This is a genomic window from Candidatus Saccharibacteria bacterium (genome assembly GCA_034521515.1).
Classification (GTDB): domain Bacteria; phylum Patescibacteriota; class Saccharimonadia; order Saccharimonadales; family JAXHMH01; genus JAXHMH01.
Window position 1 is genome coordinate 193,470 of the sequence record JAXHMH010000002.1, and the last position, 14,428, is coordinate 207,897.

Genomic DNA, 14,428 nt, shown 5'->3' on the forward strand with positions numbered 1-14,428 from the left:
CAGATTAAGACTAAAACCTTATACTTCACGTATATGTATCTAGCGATTGATATTGGAGGGACAAAGACACTTCTGGCGGTATTTTCCGCTGATGGCAAGGTGGTTGAATCTTTAAAGTTCCCCACCCCACCCGCCTATCAAGACTTCTTAACAGAGCTTGAGGTAACATTCAATAAACTAAAGAAACGTACATACAAAGGCGCGGCGATGGCGATTCCTGGACGGATAAACCGCCAAACCGGAGTCGCTGAGGCGTTTGGCAACTTAGCCTGGAAGGACGTACCCCTAAAACACGATATCGAAGGTATTATTGGCTGCAAACTTATAATTGAAAACGACGCCAAAGTGGCCGGGTTGTCGGAAGCACGGCTACTGCCGGATTTTAAGCGAGTTTTATACATAACCATCAGCACCGGGATTGGTGGCGCGCTCATAACTAAAGGTAAGATTGACCAAGGACTTAAAGATGCTGAAATCGGGCAAATTATTATGGAGCACGATGGCGAACTGATGCGCTGGGAAGAATTCGCCTCTGGCAAAGCTATTGTGGCAAAGTTTGGCAAGCGAGCCAGCGACATTGCAGCCGATGATAATTCCACCTGGTATATTGTAGCCCGCAATATTGCAATCGGCCTGATTGACGTGATTGCCATGCTCACTCCTGACGCGATTGTAATTGGCGGCGGTGTTGGCAGCCATCTACCAAAGTTCCAGAACCGCCTTGAAGCAGAGCTTAGAGTTTATGAAAACGATCTTTTGCACGTACCACCGATATTTCAAGCCAAACACCCCGAAGAAGCGGTTGTTTATGGCTGTTATGAGCTCGTTAAGGACGCTAATTATGAAACAGTTAGTTGAGTCGCTGCGCAAAGACTTTCCTCATTTAAGCTTTCGGCAAGCTTCAACTTCTTGTTGGTCCCCAGCAAAGAAAGAAGTTAGCTACACCATTAAAGGTGACCAGACTATAGGTGCCTGGGGATTGTTACATGAGCTCGGTCACGCGTTACTGGAGCACGACACCTACCGATCAGATGTAGAGCTAGTCCTCAAAGAAGTAGACGCCTGGGATAAAGCCTTAGAAATTGCGCCAATCTATAATCAGCAAATCGATGACGAACACGTACAAGACTGCCTTGACACATATCGTGATTGGCTAAATCAACGCAGCACCTGCCCGGAGTGTGGTATGAACGGTTTGCAGCATACACCCAGGCTTTACAGGTGCATTAACTGTGTAGCTTCATGGGAAGTGTCGCCTTCACGTTTTTGCCGACCCTACAGGCAAAAGAAAAGGGTTAAAAATAAAACATCGCTTGCAGCTAAACCACAAGTGATGTTTCAGTAGATAACTAGCAGACCCCAGGTACTCAAACTTCATCGCACTTACCGGCTTAAAGGTAGGAGTAATTTTGCTAGGATTTACTGTAGTGGCGGGGCGGGTGCGAGAAGCGACCGGAAGCGTACTTTTCGTTGTACGCTGAGGACGTATCACAGCAAGCCAACTCGGCAATACAGTGAATAGAAAAAGAAAAACCACTTGGTTTACCCAAGTGGTTCTCTTTTGCGCCTAGTAAAATTAGGCGGCTTTTTTGGTTCGGCGGCTTATACGACCACCCTTTGCGCCAGCCAATCGGGCTAGATCACGGTCGGCATAAAAGCCACCAGTTTTGCCTTTTTTACCGCCTGCGGCACCGATTTTTGCATAAAAATCTGCACCGTATTTAGTCTTGTTAGTTGTTGCGGCTGCTTGACCACCTGCTTTAGTTCCTGCCATTTTTTGCTCCTTCTCGTGCGCGCTTATGTGGACGGCACATCTTGGGCGTAAACTTCCGGTTCGTGGCGCCACCGTACCAAAAAGTACGCTTCTGCTCCGATCCTCAGTCTCCATCCCAAGCTGCCCTCGCCCACAAAACCGCTTCACAGTGGTTAATGGTTGATTTATAATTGTCTCCCTCACTTGTGAGGCTCCCGAGAGAAATAAAAAGAGTCCGCCCGCCAAACATATGGTGGATGAACCCTCTTATCCCTATCGAATGCGCTTATACTAACACTTCATTGCGGTAATGTCAATTATAAAATGTGCTATAGAGTACCCTCGACTAAACGCGCCAGTCGAGTGGCGCGTTTAGTCAGATATGTCCTTTTTTACTACACAGAGGGATATAGCCTTATCCCGATTATTTCTTGCAAAGGTCTGACCTTTGCGAGTGTTATGTGTCCGCTAGTAAAACTTTTATGCTTTCTAGTTGATGTTTGTGGTCTTCGTAATCCTCAATAAAGTTTTCGTAACTTTCAGTGCCGTCAAAAAGTTCTAAGATACGTCCTGGCTTCACCCAATCACTACGCCATCCGTTAATGTAATATGGTAAACTCGAGAATTCCCAACTTTTATATGATTCAGGATTAAGGTGTATGTATCGCGAGATGTGTAAAAGGTATGCATCTTCAAGAATATGAGAAGCCTTATAAACACCTTGGAGCAAATGCCCTACTCTAACGTGCCGCTTATTGAAGTATGTTGTATATGAGCTCGTCACTTTTTGCATCATTTTAGCTATAGCTTTTGGATCGGAGTTTAGGTAAAACAACAGGTGGAAATGATTTGGCATCAAGCAAAACGCTAACAGCTCAACCCTTTCAGCGTAGCTTTCGTATATATTTCCGCGATCGTCTTTGTGCTCTTCTGGGCTAAGATAACGCTTTAGCAAATTCAGAAATACTGCGTAATCTTGATCGTCTATAAAAATATTCCGCTTCTCTACGCCACGGTTGTAAACATGATAAAAAGACTGTTCTACGTACTGCTTTACAGCATTCTTCGATGGCATACGTGTAATATACTTGATTCCTACCCCTCTTGCAAAGGTCAGACCTTTGCAAGAGGGGTAAGGGTTGCTCGGTAGTAGGTTTTGTTTGCTTTTACTGCTGTTAACAACAGTGTGAGGGGTTAGTTGGTGGTGGTTATGGTGATGTAGTCAAAACGGTAGGTTTTGTTAGGTTCAAGAGGGGTGTTGGAACCGACTTTAAAGCCGTCGGCTGTGCGTTCTATGTACAGATCTAGCCCGGTACTACCGGCACCTACCGGCATAAGATTGACCCGTGGTATGGCGTCATCTACCGATTCTGCAAAGAGTACTTTTGCAAGTATTCCCTTCTCTATCTCAACGCCCTCGTTAGTCGTAAAGGTAATTGTTCCGGCCATGTCAGTACCCTCTAGATCGACAGAGCCCTTATCGCCCTGCAGTACCCCACCAAGCTCTATAGCTGGTGTCTCGGTTGTGTGGCTGAGTATACGTCCGCCAACGGTTAGGTTGCTGGTAACGGTGGCGGTTTTAACGGTAAGATTGTTCTCTACCGTTAGGTTGCCTTGGACGGTGGCGTTGCCAGTGACGGTTAGATTAGAGATGACGGCTGGGCCAGATACGTTGAGCATCGGCACGCTCAGGGCGTTGCCTTGTAGGTCGCTTACGTCGGTGTCTTGTATGCCTGGTAGGTAGGTTTCTGGTTGCATGAACAGTTCAATGGTGCCAATCTCGGTTGGGTCAGTGTTGGTGTAATCTTCCAGAGCATAACCGATGATACGGGTGGCGCTGGTGGCTTTGCGGCCAACACCAGGGTGCTCTAGGCTAATGGTTATAGGATCGCCTGCCTTGATGTTGCCGTTCTCGGTGGTGACTTTAACTGGCACACGACCAGCCAGTGCCACCTCTACTGAATGAGGCGCGTCAGCAAGATCCGGGTTATCTTTCCAGCCCAGGACAAATCCAGGGTCTGTAGAGACAACTCCCATAAGTGGTGCACTGCCGTCAGCAACCGTTGTATAACGGCTATGGTTAGTATCTGCTGATACGATAGTACCTGGCTCAATCATTTCTGTGGCGCCGTAGAGTTCTGCAATATCAAAGGCGTTGGCGGTAATTGAACCGTCTGCACGGATTGTACCAGCCGCAGTACTGCAGTCGTCCGCACTGTCGTCACTGACACAGAGCCCGCCCTGCACTTCTAGCGTGGTGTCGGCACTGGCAGTACCAATACCGACGTAGCCGGTTAAATTATTCACATGCAGTAGTGAGCTCATATTTAGCTCGTGTATTTCTATCTCATCTAAGGCCATGTCACCTGTAAAGCTAGAGCCTCGGATACCTACAAAGCGGATATCAACAACACCAGAGAGTTCGGATAGGTCTACTGTCTCCTCAAACCACTCATCGCCCTGGTCACCACTCATTGACCACTGTTCTTCCCACAGACCGCCGTCTTCCGAGGTTTCTAGACGGAGTTCACCCATACTCGCCCCGTACATATGATAGTAGAAGCTAATATCAAAGCCGTCAGGATACAAGCTGGTATCAATATTACTGGCGTAGTCAAGAATGGCTTGATCGTCTTGTGCAACTGGATCTGAAGTTTCGTAGTAAACATACCAGCTCGTGCCGTCCGCGCCACTCGACGGGCCGGTACCAGAGCTTGTTGTGGTGCCACTATTACGTGTCCAGTCCTGGTCATCACCGGCAGCGTTCACCCAATCATCAAAACTGGCCTCAAAAGTAGAGTTGCTAATAGTGCTTGCGACAAGCCGGTCAGCTACGTTTAATCCGCCTAACACATCAAGCTTAGACTGCGGGTTAGCCACACCGATGCCGACGTTGCCGCTATTTGGTTGTAGTAGCAGGTTTTGACCGGACTGGATCTTTGGAACTTCTAGCATGCCTTGGATGGAAGCGTTAGTAACAACATTCGCAGTCGAGTCAGGTCTGTCTGGTTGTCGAGGAATTTCATGTCGATGGCGGTGAGAGTCGGCGTCGTCACTTGCCACGTAAGCATAGGTACCGTCGATGTGGACGCTGCGGGCGCCGTTCAGGTTGGTGGAGGTGTGGCTGCCCAGTTCGGTCAGATTGGCGGGGTCGGAGATGTCGATGGCGGTCAGGGAGCCGGCATTTCCACTGGCCACGTAGGCGTATGAGCCGTCGATGTGGACGCTGCGGGCGCCGTTCAGGTTGGCGGAGGTGTGGCTGTCCAGTTCCACCAGGTTATTCGGGTCGGAGATGTCGATGACGGTCAGGGAGTCGGCATACCAGCTGGCCACGTAGGCGTATGAGCCGTCGATGTGGACGCTGTAGGCGCCGTTCAGGTTGGCGGAGAGTGCGGCCGTCCAGCTCGACCAGGTTGATTCGGGTCGGAGACGCTCGATGACGGCCAGGGAGTCGGCATAACAGCTTGCCACGTAGGCGTACGAGGCGGTCGACGTGGACGCTGCGGGCGCCGTCCAGGTTGGCGGAGGTGTGGCTGTCCAGTTCTACCAGGTTATTCGGGTCGGAGATGTCGATGGCGGTCAGGGAGTCGGCATCCCTGCTGGTCACGTAGGGCGTATGAGCCGTCGATGTGGACGCTGCGGGCGCCGTTCAGGTTGGCGGAGGTGTGGCTGTCCAGTTCCACCAGGTTACTCGGGTCGGAGATGTCGATGGCGGTCAGGGAGCCGGCAGAATAGCTTGCCACGTAGGCGTATGAGCCGTCGATGTGGACGCTGTTGGCACCGCCCAGGTTGGCGGAGGTGTGGCTGTCCAGTTCCACCAGGTTACTCGGGTCGGAGATGTCGATGGCGGTCAGGGAGGCGGCGTATTCGCTGGCCACGTAGGCGTACTGAGCCGTCGATGTGGACGCTGTTGGCGCGGTTCAGGTTGGCGGTGCTGAGGGAGTTTAGTTGTGCGAATGAGTTCTGGCGGATCGAGCCGTTGACGTTCAATCGGTTCTGAAACGGTCACTTGACCCCGGGTATGTTTACTGGTGACTCGCGTGATGTCGATGGCGGTCAGGGAGTCGGCAGTTTCACTGGCCACGTAGGCGTATGAGCCGTCGATGTGGACGCTTTGGGCGTCTTCCAGGTTGGCGGAGGTGTGGCTGCCGAGTTCGGTCAGGTTACTCGGGTCGGAGATGTCGATGGCGGTCAGGGAGTCGGCGTATTCGCTGGCGACGTAGGCGGTGGTGCCGTCGATGGGACGCTGCGAGCATAGTACAGGTTGGCGGAGGTGTGGCTGTCTAGTTCGACCAGGTTATTCGGGTCGGAGATGTCGATGACGGTCAGGGAGTCGGCATTCCTGCTGGCGACGTAGGCGTATGAGCCGTCGATATAGACGCTGTTAGCACCGTTCAGGTTGGTGGTGCTGATGCTATCCAGCTCTACCAGGTTGGACGGGTCGGAGATGTCGATGGCGGTCAGGGAGTCGGCATAAAAGCTTACCACGTAGGCGTATGAGCCGTCGATATAGACGCTGTTGGCGCCTTCCAGGTTGGCGGAAGTGTAGCTGTCCAGCTCTACCAGGTTGGACGGGTCGGAGATGTCGATGGTGGTCAGGGAGTCGGCGTATTCGCTGGCGACGTAGGCGGTGGTGCCGTCGATGTGGACGCTGTTGGCGCGGTTCAGGTTGGCGGAGGTGTGGCTGTCTGAGCTCGACCAGGTTGGATTCGGGTCGGAGATGTCGATGGCGGTCAGGGAGTCGGCATCCCTGCTCGCGACGTAGGCGGTATGAGCCGCTCGACTGTGGACGTCGGAGGCGGCGTCCAGGTTGGCGGAGGTGTGGCTGTCTAGCTCGACCAGGTTATTCGGGTCGGAGATGTCGATGGCGGTCAGGGAGTCGGCATCCCTGCTCGCCACGTAGGCGTATGAGCCGTCGATGTGGACGTCGGAGGCGGCGTCCAGGTTGGCGGAGGTGTGGCTGTCTAGTTCGGTCATATCGTACCCCGAACCCTGTGTGTCCACACGGAGAATGTCTGTACTAGTGCTGTTTTGTACGCGCAGGGCGTTGGCGTTAGGGGTACTAGATTTGAATAACACATCACCGTCAACATCAAGGCTCGCTTGTGGGCTAGAGGTGTTAACCCCAACGCGATTATTCTGCGTATCAGCCGTGAATAGATTATCCCCGGCGGCGTTTTGAATTTGGAAGGCGGTGGCGCTGTCTGTTTTCGCTCTGGAACAATACATCGCCTGCTACATGCAGTTTAGCCTGTGGGTTATCTGTGCCGATTCCCATGTCGCCAGTAAGAGTCATATTGCCAATGAATTCGCTGTCTCCGGCAACCTTTAGTGCGTTCCCTGGTGCGACTTGGCTGACCATAGCATGGTTACGGTTGTCGCCAAAGTCGCTATCAGAGATTGCTACAAATCTTCCATTTCCATATACAACACCCAGCCACGTACTGGCATCTGCTGTCACCGTCTCCCACGTAATACCATCAACAGATGTCGCAACATGGGCAGGGGTGCCACCAATTGCATCACCGCTAGCTATCGCAACGAAAGTATTATTCCCATGGGTTATGGTTAACCAGTAAAGCGTGTTAAGTGAAGTGTCTTGGACTGATGTCCAGGTTTCGCCGTCGGAGCTTGTCATAACGCGGTTGGTGCCACTATATGCTACGGCTACAAACGTACCGTTGCCGTAGGTGACAGAGCGCCAGCTGTTAGCTTCGGCGGCGGCGTGAGCGGCCAGGTTTCGCCGTCGCTGGAAGTCATGACACGGTTGGTACCGTCATCAGCTACGGCTACAAACGTACCGTTGCCGTAGGTGACAGAGCGCCAGCTGTCAGCTTCGGCGGCGGCGTGAGCGGTCCAGGTTTCGCCGTCGGAGCTTGTCATAACGCGGTTGGTGCCACCTACACGCTACGGCTACAAACGTACCGTTGCCGTAGGTGACAGAGCGCCAGCTGTTAGCTTCGGCGGCGGCGTGAGCGGTCCAGGTTTCGCCGTCGCTGGAAGTCATGACACGGTTGGTACCGTCATCAGCTACGGCTACAAACGTACCGTTGCCGTAGGTGACAGAGCGCCAGCTGTTAGCTTCGGCGGCGGCGTGAGCGGTCCAGGTTTCGCCGTCGGAGCTTGTCATAACGCGGTTGGTGCCATCGTGAGCAACCGCAACAAATGTACTATTACCATAAGCAACGTCACTCCAATCCGCAGGGATGCCTGTATATGGTACCCACGCGGTGCTTGTCATTTCGGCAGCCACATACAATCTTGCGTCTGTGGTCTCAGCCGACCCTACTGATAGACTCATGGAGCTTGTGTTCGCGTTAAGTAGCGTACTGTTCCCCGCGGCATTCTGCACGGTGAAGCTACTCGTAGAGTCTGCTTTTACATTAACGCTGCCATTCAAGCTCGTTCTGCCCTGGACATTCAATGCTAAACCTTCTGAAATGTCACTCGTCATGACGCGGTTGGTGCCACTGCTTGCAACAGCGACGAAGCGACCGTTGCCGTACGTAAATGAGTTCCACCAGTTGGCCTCAACAGCGGAATATGGAGTCCAGAGTAAGGCCGTCTGGGGAGGTCATAACGATACTTTTCGCGGCAATTGCTATAAATGTACCATTTCCATACGCCACATTATCCCACGCATCAAGTTTGCTATCTGGCGTATTCGCAAACCAGGTTACGCCGTCGGTACTCGTCATAACACGGTCGCTTGACTCACTGCTGCCACCATTCCCTGCTACTGCAACAAAGAGACCATCGCCATAGGTGACCGACTGCCAATCATTGTCTACCACGGCAGTCTGAGTAACCCAGCTAACACCGTCAGAACTGGTCATAACGTGATTAGTGCCATCGCCTGTCACAGCCACATAAACACCATTGCCATAGGTAACTGAGCTCCAGTAGTTGGCTTCAGCGGCGGTACGGGTGGCCGACGTTTCGCCGTCTGGGAGGTCATGACGTGGTTGGTGCCACTGCTTGCCACCGCCACAAACTGGCCGTTGCCATAGGTGACGGATTGCCAGCGCCAGCTTCGGCGGCGGTGACGGGGGTGGCCCAGGTTATGCCGTCTGGGGAGGTCATGACGCGGTGCTGGGGTGCCTTCCCAGGAAACTGCGACGAAGGTGCCGTTGCCGTAGGTGACAGAGCGCCAGCTGTTAGCTTCGGCGGCGGTACGGGCAGTCCATGTTTCGCCGTCTGGGGAGGTCATGACGCGGTTGGTGCCACTGCTTGCGACGGCCACGAAGATGCCGTTGCCATAGGTGACGGATTGCCAGCTGTTAGCTTCGGCGGCGGTACGGTGGTCCCCACGTTTCGCCACCGGTACCATACGTAAAGCTTGTTGCATCTACGTTTAATCGTGCTATCGGATTATTGCTGCCAATCCCAACACTCATATTCTGAGTATCGGCAGTAAACAGGCTGGAACCAGAAGTATTTTGAATCTGGAAAGCTTCTGTGGTATCAGTGCCGTTCTGAATCACTACACCGCCGGTTGTACTCCCTAATACAAGGTTGTTGGTCTGGTTATCAAAGTGCATGGTGCCGTAGTTAGTGCTGTCTGTGCCTACCTTGATGGTGGATGAGGCTTCGAGGACACCGGTCTTAACACTGCGGCTACCCAGGCCAGCTCGTGGGGTGTACTCAGTCGTGTCATCGGCTATGCCGTTAAAGCTGACCCAGCCGTAGTTCTCGCTCCAGGCGTAGCCGGTGTATTCACCGGTGTCTGGGTCGTGAGTGACACCACCGTCGGTTGGGTCCAGGTTAATCCAACCAGTAGCGGTGTTCCAGGCAAAGCCGGATAGTTCACCGGTGGTTGGGTTACGGTTGACACCGTAGTCTGTTTCATCTGTGTTGGCGTAGGTGTGCTCACCGCCTCCTGTGTATGTACCAAAGCTAATCCAGCCGGTGGTTTCGCCCCAGGCCATGCCTTCTAGGTGGTCTGGGTAGACGCGGACGTCATACATCGTGCCAGGCTCTAGGTTAATCCAGCCAGTTGCAGCACTCCAGACGTAGTGATGTTCGCCGTCTGAGGTTGGGGAGACGTCTACTTCCCCACCAGTGAACTTTGGTGCGTGAACGGTTGTGGTGACTCTGCACCTCTTCTTTGGTGGTGTCGTAGCCGAGGGTAGGCGTCGTTGCCATGACTGTGCCAATGTTGCATGGAGTTTGGCACGGACGTAGACGTCTTGCCGACGGTTGGTGCTCGGAGCCAAGGTCGTAGGTGTCATCCGCGCTTGGTCGTAGGATTAGAGTTAATACCGGCGTTTACTGTCAGTGTGTTAGATGAGTTGGTGCCAAGTACCGTATTACCGTCTACGTCTACGTTGGTAGTAAAGCTGCCTCCGGCCGGTTACATCAAGATCACCGCCGGCTAGAATAAGATCGTTGCTGGTGTCTAGGGTAAGTGTGCCGGTGCCTTGGAGGAGTGTGGAGTCAACCACGTTCTGAGCAGCGTCGAACATAGCTAGACGGTTGGCGGTGCCAAGAGCCGGTGACTAGGCTACCACCGTCACTCGAAGTCACCCGTAGTTATTTGTGTGCCGTTAACCCGGTAGACGCCGGTTGTGTTTACATCTCCGTCGACATCCAGGGTGTATTGTGGGCTGATGACTGGAGCCATGGTCGACTCTGAGGTGTGGGCGTTGGTGGTGCCGACTCGCATCGTAGACTGTGGGGCGTGCTGGTGCCGAACTGGTGGTGTACCAGGGGAGTACCAGCGTGAGGCGCCGTCAACTGGTGGTACCGGGCCGACTTAGCTGCATTGGTGGGGAGATGGAGCCGTTTGAGCGTCGTTGGAGCCGGATCGTTATAGCGGACAGCTGACTGCTGGTGCCATGATGGTAGCAGTCGGCAGCATCAGCCATCAGGCGAGCCTGCACGCCTGCGGCGTTTTGGATTTGGAAGGCGGTGGTGGAGTTGGAGGGTGTCGAGTAGGGCTTCGCCGGTATTCAACGGCTTAAGACTGTATGGTCTGTGGCGAGGAGTTCTAGCCGTAATTGTCCTGGGCGCTGTGACTCGTTTGCACCGAATGTGTCACCACCTTGACTGATGTTGCCACTGGTATCTGTGACACAATCTAGCCAGGCACCGTTTTCGTAGCAACGGAAGGTGTTGGACGTGGTATCGTAGTACGTGGCGCCGTTGACGCCGGTTGGGAGAAGAGTCAGAACCAAGCACAAGGGCAGTGCCAAACAATCGATATACGATTATTAGTGGTGTTAGCGGTAAGAGATTGGTAGTACCTGCGGCGTTTTGGATTTGGAAGGCAGTTGTAGAGTCTGTTTGGTTCTGGAATAGAGCTTGGCCGGCGACATCTAAGCCAGCATCTATAGCAACGGTTGAACCTGATTGGCTTATCAATGAGTCTATAACGGTGTTGTTATCATCAAACACTGGGATAGTGCCGGCAGTACCTGTGCCTACTGCCCAAGAAACATGAATACTGCCATCGCCCTCATTTCCTACCTCCACACCCATACCGGCGGGTACAAGCGATGACCCGCCGCCACCGCCGCCGCCACTATAAGTGCTTCCACCAGAGTCACCGGCACCGCCACCGTAATAACCGCCGCCACCGCCGCCACCGGCTGTATAACTAGTACATGTTGGGCAAGCATCGCCACCTACACCAAGTACACCATCTTCGCCATCGCCGTTGCCGGCACCACCTTCAGTTTGCGTACCTCCCTCGCCAGGATAACCACCATTCTGGCCAGCTTGTCCATTATGGTCACCGCCATGTCCGCCGTATTTATTACCGTACCAGCCACTACCGCCGCCGCCGCCACCAGCAACCACGATACGATCGGTTAAGCCCGTACCTCCGCGACGTATATCGGTTGCACCACCACCGCCACCGCCAGTACGAAAATCGCTGTAACTATCTCCTCCACCGTTCCAGCCACCTGTAGGCGTACCTCCCGCGCCTCCTACGTAAAAATACAACGTCTCTCCTGGCGTAACATCCATGGTGCCAGATACAATTGCACCATCGCCGCCTCCAGTACCACTTTCAGCTGATACACCCCCTTCAGCACCTCGTAATTCAACAAAAATCTCGGTAACGCCAGCTGGTACGGTAAACTGTTGCATAGCCGACACGGACTCAAAAGTTTGACTACCAGCCTCTCCCGGAGTTAATACAAACGTACCTGTCGTATTGGGTAGTAAGTATGCCTGATCTGCAGTCAATGTAGCCGATTGTATGGTCGCACCGTTATTACTGAACCCGTCACCCAGCGTCAACAGGCCTTGCGTAACTGTGCCACTACTAGCAATTCTACCTAGTGTCAACCGTGCACCTGTTTCATTAAACGACGCGTTGACATTGCCGTCGCTATCTTGCAGCTGTAATAAATCGGCGGTTTGTCCTGATGTGCCCTGCACAAGCAGGCCAGTATTGGTGCTTCCGCCTGTGGCAAGCGCGGTCTGAGCCGAGCTGTCAGCAGTGGAAAGCGTGTTTACACTGAGCGTGTTTGCCGGAGCAACGTTATTTATGCCTACCTGCCCGGTGTTTGAGACGGTCATACGGATGGTGTCGTTCGTCTTGATATTCACATCACCGTCATTAACGGTACCGAGTACCATGGCAACGCTGCCGCCAAGATCATTGCCCCCTTGCAATATATCGCCGTAGCCTGCGGTGCCCCCTATACAATTGCCGGCAAACGTACAGACATTGTCACCGCTTTGCTGCAAGGTGCCGGTAAAGTTGGCCGTGGTGGCGTCATACAGTGCCACGTTCGAGCTTAGTCTGGCATCGGCCAGGGTGCCGGTGGTGATGTTTGTCGCGTGAAGGTCGGTCAGGCCGGAGCCGTCGCCCTCAAAGCTGCCGGCAATGATGGTGCCGGTGAGGTTGATGTGGCCGGTTTGGGGAGTGCCTGGAGTGGAGGCTTGTAGTAAAGCAAGCGTCCCACTGGCATCAGGTAGCAGAATTGATGGGTCGTTGGTGATGGAGCTGAAGTTGAGGCTGCCGCGGTTGGTGCCGTCGTCTTGGTTGAGCTGGCCGGCACTTAGGGCGTGGGGTATGGCGGTTAGTTTGATTCTGGGGGTCATCTCACCATCCCAGGTGGGAGAGCCAGTACCGCCGATGTTCATACTGAGCCATAGGTCTTGGTCCCAGTTGATGTCTGGCAGGCTGGTGACGGAACCCAGGTTGACGCTGAAGTAGCCGTTTCTAACCGTGACTTGGTCAGTGCTGGTGCGGGTTTCGCGCCAGGCACAGCTGCCGGAACAGCTGCCTTGGGCGCCACCAGTGTTGGTGGCATGATCGTGTAGTTTGAATTCTAGGTTGTAGGTGCCGTCAGGGACTATGTTGCCGGCACTGTTGTACAGACGGGCTTGGAAGTTGAGGTATTCACTAGTGGCGGCAGAGGTGGATTGCAGGGGTGGAATTAGGATTGACCAAACAAACAAAAACAGCACAAACAATAGCCCTGAGAGCCAGAGCTTGGCTGTGTTGAAAGGTAGGCGGTGTGACCGCTGTTTTTGGAACATTTGTTTTTGTTTTTTGGTTTGTTTTGGTTTTTTGTTTAAAAACCGTGACTTCATTATCCTTCACTTAACAGATAGTATCAAGGGTGAATGTACACATAATTAACTCAATTATAAATCAATTATTTTTATCAAATTAATATAATTATATGTTGTTATTAGTACTACTACATCGACCTTTCTTACCTGTTTTTGTATAAAATATACTGTACGTATAATTGTTTTTATATATAAAATATTGATGTATTTATAACTACTACACTATAATTTCATAGAATTATTGTAATGGTTATCCACAAGCCAACAAGACAAACTATCCATTTTTAAAGCAGTTTTAAGCCATCACCCTCTAACCCGACTGACAAGGTCAAACCTTGTCAGTCGGGTTAGGGTTTATCATTTAAGTTTAATATCCAAGTGTAGTACGTCTTATCTAAACGCGCCAGTCGACTGGCGCGTTTACTGTACGCAAGCAAACCTACTCGGTTGCTTCATATGAGCCACTTTGCATTAAAAAATATGGGCGGTTCTGCGCACTACTGTATGAGTCCTCACAAGGGCTTTGTACCATAGGAAACAAATAAAACAGACAGGATTTAAACCCACTGGGTTAAGTTATATTGTCGATCCCTACTACAAAAAATACTTTACTTAACTAAGTTTATTAGTTTTTGGAGCATGTGTTCCATTTTGTTAAGGGTGTATCTAACTTCGGTTTTGGTATGCCAAGGTCTGACCTTGTCAGTAGATACGATCATTTTCCTTCCGGGAAAATAGCACGGTCCGCAAAGAAAAAAGACCTCCTGTTCGGAGGTCTTTTTTATAATTTGGCGCCCCAAGGTCAAGCCTAAAGTTTTAGGCTTGACCGGCTATTTTCGATTATTTTCTTCTTGGGAAAATAGCACGGCGCATATGCCTTTAAAAGAGAAAAGCCATCCTATTCGGATGGCTTATTCTATAATTTGGCGCCGTGCTATTTTCCCAGGGGTGAACCCCAAGTATTGTAACCGCTGCGAGGCTTAACTGCTGTGTTCGGCATGGGAACAGGTGTCTCCCTCGCGCTATGGGCACCAACGACGACAGTCGTTGAGTTAAAAGTGAAAAGTAACAAGTTAAAAGTCTTTATACCTTAAAACTTTAACACTTTGTACTCGCGCCGACAGGCGCTTGTTGATGTCC

The 14,428-nt window shown here is 52.1% G+C and carries 16 protein-coding genes and 1 rRNA gene; 2 read left to right on the forward strand and 15 right to left on the reverse strand.

The window, feature by feature from the left end:
- Nucleotides 1-33 precede the first annotated feature (33 nt).
- Nucleotides 34-858, forward strand: a complete 825-nt coding sequence (locus tag U5K77_00935; GenBank protein ID MDZ7744315.1) for an ROK family protein — start codon at nucleotides 34-36, stop codon at nucleotides 856-858.
- Complete coding sequence (locus U5K77_00940; protein MDZ7744316.1) at nucleotides 842-1,345, forward strand: hypothetical protein; 504 nt, start codon at nucleotides 842-844, stop codon at nucleotides 1,343-1,345. Before U5K77_00935 ends, U5K77_00940 begins: the two co-directional genes overlap by 17 nt.
- A gap of 231 nt (nucleotides 1,346-1,576) precedes the next feature.
- Here the strand turns inward: U5K77_00940 and U5K77_00945 are convergent, their stop codons facing one another.
- The 15 genes from U5K77_00945 to rrf form a co-directional block, all read right to left on the reverse strand.
- Nucleotides 1,577-1,957: a hypothetical protein gene (locus tag U5K77_00945; GenBank protein MDZ7744317.1), complete on the reverse strand. Its 381-nt coding sequence runs from the start codon at nucleotides 1,955-1,957 to the stop codon at nucleotides 1,577-1,579.
- A 253-nt stretch (nucleotides 1,958-2,210) separates the two neighbouring features.
- Nucleotides 2,211-2,828 (reverse strand): transposase, encoded by a 618-nt coding sequence (locus U5K77_00950; protein ID MDZ7744318.1) that lies wholly within the window; start codon nucleotides 2,826-2,828, stop codon nucleotides 2,211-2,213.
- 119 nt (nucleotides 2,829-2,947) lie between these two features.
- Complete coding sequence (locus U5K77_00955) at nucleotides 2,948-5,224, reverse strand: hypothetical protein (GenBank protein ID MDZ7744319.1); 2,277 nt, start codon at nucleotides 5,222-5,224, stop codon at nucleotides 2,948-2,950.
- An 80-nt stretch (nucleotides 5,225-5,304) separates the two neighbouring features.
- Nucleotides 5,305-5,631 carry a hypothetical protein gene (locus tag U5K77_00960; GenBank protein ID MDZ7744320.1) on the reverse strand — a complete coding sequence of 109 codons (327 nt, stop codon included), beginning with the start codon at nucleotides 5,629-5,631 and terminating at the stop codon, nucleotides 5,305-5,307.
- Complete coding sequence (locus tag U5K77_00965; GenBank protein ID MDZ7744321.1) at nucleotides 5,604-5,837, reverse strand: hypothetical protein; 234 nt, start codon at nucleotides 5,835-5,837, stop codon at nucleotides 5,604-5,606. Before U5K77_00965 ends, U5K77_00960 begins: the two co-directional genes overlap by 28 nt.
- A 107-nt stretch (nucleotides 5,838-5,944) precedes the next feature.
- The gene (locus tag U5K77_00970) at nucleotides 5,945-6,982 is read right to left on the reverse strand and encodes a hypothetical protein (GenBank protein ID MDZ7744322.1); all 1,038 of its coding nucleotides are present in this window, start codon (nucleotides 6,980-6,982) and stop codon (nucleotides 5,945-5,947) included.
- A complete protein-coding gene (locus tag U5K77_00975; protein ID MDZ7744323.1) occupies nucleotides 6,915-7,391 on the reverse strand; it encodes a hypothetical protein in 477 nt (158 codons plus the stop codon). Before U5K77_00975 ends, U5K77_00970 begins: the two co-directional genes overlap by 68 nt.
- A gap of 29 nt (nucleotides 7,392-7,420) precedes the next feature.
- Nucleotides 7,421-7,636, reverse strand: a complete 216-nt coding sequence (locus U5K77_00980; protein ID MDZ7744324.1) for a hypothetical protein — start codon at nucleotides 7,634-7,636, stop codon at nucleotides 7,421-7,423.
- Nucleotides 7,584-8,207, reverse strand: coding sequence for a hypothetical protein (locus U5K77_00985; protein ID MDZ7744325.1), 624 nt, complete (start codon nucleotides 8,205-8,207; stop codon nucleotides 7,584-7,586). The genes U5K77_00980 and U5K77_00985 overlap by 53 nt, the downstream gene beginning before the upstream one ends.
- A 76-nt stretch (nucleotides 8,208-8,283) precedes the next feature.
- Entirely contained in the window at nucleotides 8,284-8,622 is a 339-nt protein-coding gene (locus U5K77_00990) for a hypothetical protein (GenBank protein MDZ7744326.1), read from the reverse strand.
- The gene (locus tag U5K77_00995) at nucleotides 8,613-8,996 is read right to left on the reverse strand and encodes a hypothetical protein (GenBank protein ID MDZ7744327.1); all 384 of its coding nucleotides are present in this window, start codon (nucleotides 8,994-8,996) and stop codon (nucleotides 8,613-8,615) included. Before U5K77_00995 ends, U5K77_00990 begins: the two co-directional genes overlap by 10 nt.
- A 37-nt stretch (nucleotides 8,997-9,033) precedes the next feature.
- Nucleotides 9,034-9,984 (reverse strand): hypothetical protein, encoded by a 951-nt coding sequence (locus tag U5K77_01000; protein ID MDZ7744328.1) that lies wholly within the window; start codon nucleotides 9,982-9,984, stop codon nucleotides 9,034-9,036.
- Between the two features lie 281 nt (nucleotides 9,985-10,265).
- Nucleotides 10,266-10,418: a hypothetical protein gene (locus U5K77_01005; protein MDZ7744329.1), complete on the reverse strand. Its 153-nt coding sequence runs from the start codon at nucleotides 10,416-10,418 to the stop codon at nucleotides 10,266-10,268.
- 371 nt (nucleotides 10,419-10,789) lie between these two features.
- Entirely contained in the window at nucleotides 10,790-13,306 is a 2,517-nt protein-coding gene (locus tag U5K77_01010) for a glycine rich domain-containing protein (GenBank protein MDZ7744330.1), read from the reverse strand.
- 903 nt (nucleotides 13,307-14,209) lie between these two features.
- Nucleotides 14,210-14,324: ribosomal RNA gene (gene rrf / locus U5K77_01015) — 5S ribosomal RNA — on the reverse strand.
- Nucleotides 14,325-14,428 lie beyond the last annotated feature (104 nt).

Bases quoted from the DNA above. Each gene is read 5' to 3' on its own strand.
- U5K77_01000 (MDZ7744328.1), bottom strand. From the start codon at position 9,984: ATGACACCTACGACCTTGGCTCCGAGCACCAACCGTCGGCAAGACGTC.
- U5K77_00940 (MDZ7744316.1), top strand. From the start codon at position 842: ATGAAACAGTTAGTTGAGTCGCTGCGCAAAGACTTTCCTCATTTAAGC.
- U5K77_00975 (MDZ7744323.1), bottom strand. From the start codon at position 7,391: ATGACAAGCTCCGACGGCGAAACCTGGACATCAGTCCAAGACACTTCA.
- U5K77_00980 (MDZ7744324.1), bottom strand. From the start codon at position 7,636: ATGACAAGCTCCGACGGCGAAACCTGGACCGCTCACGCCGCCGCCGAA.
- U5K77_00935 (MDZ7744315.1), top strand. From the start codon at position 34: ATGTATCTAGCGATTGATATTGGAGGGACAAAGACACTTCTGGCGGTA.
- U5K77_00985 (MDZ7744325.1), bottom strand. From the start codon at position 8,207: ATGACGAGTGACATTTCAGAAGGTTTAGCATTGAATGTCCAGGGCAGA.
- U5K77_01005 (MDZ7744329.1), bottom strand. From the start codon at position 10,418: ATGCGAGTCGGCACCACCAACGCCCACACCTCAGAGTCGACCATGGCT.
- U5K77_01010 (MDZ7744330.1), bottom strand. From the start codon at position 13,306: ATGAAGTCACGGTTTTTAAACAAAAAACCAAAACAAACCAAAAAACAA.
- U5K77_00950 (MDZ7744318.1), bottom strand. From the start codon at position 2,828: ATGCCATCGAAGAATGCTGTAAAGCAGTACGTAGAACAGTCTTTTTAT.
- U5K77_00970 (MDZ7744322.1), bottom strand. From the start codon at position 6,982: ATGTATTGTTCCAGAGCGAAAACAGACAGCGCCACCGCCTTCCAAATT.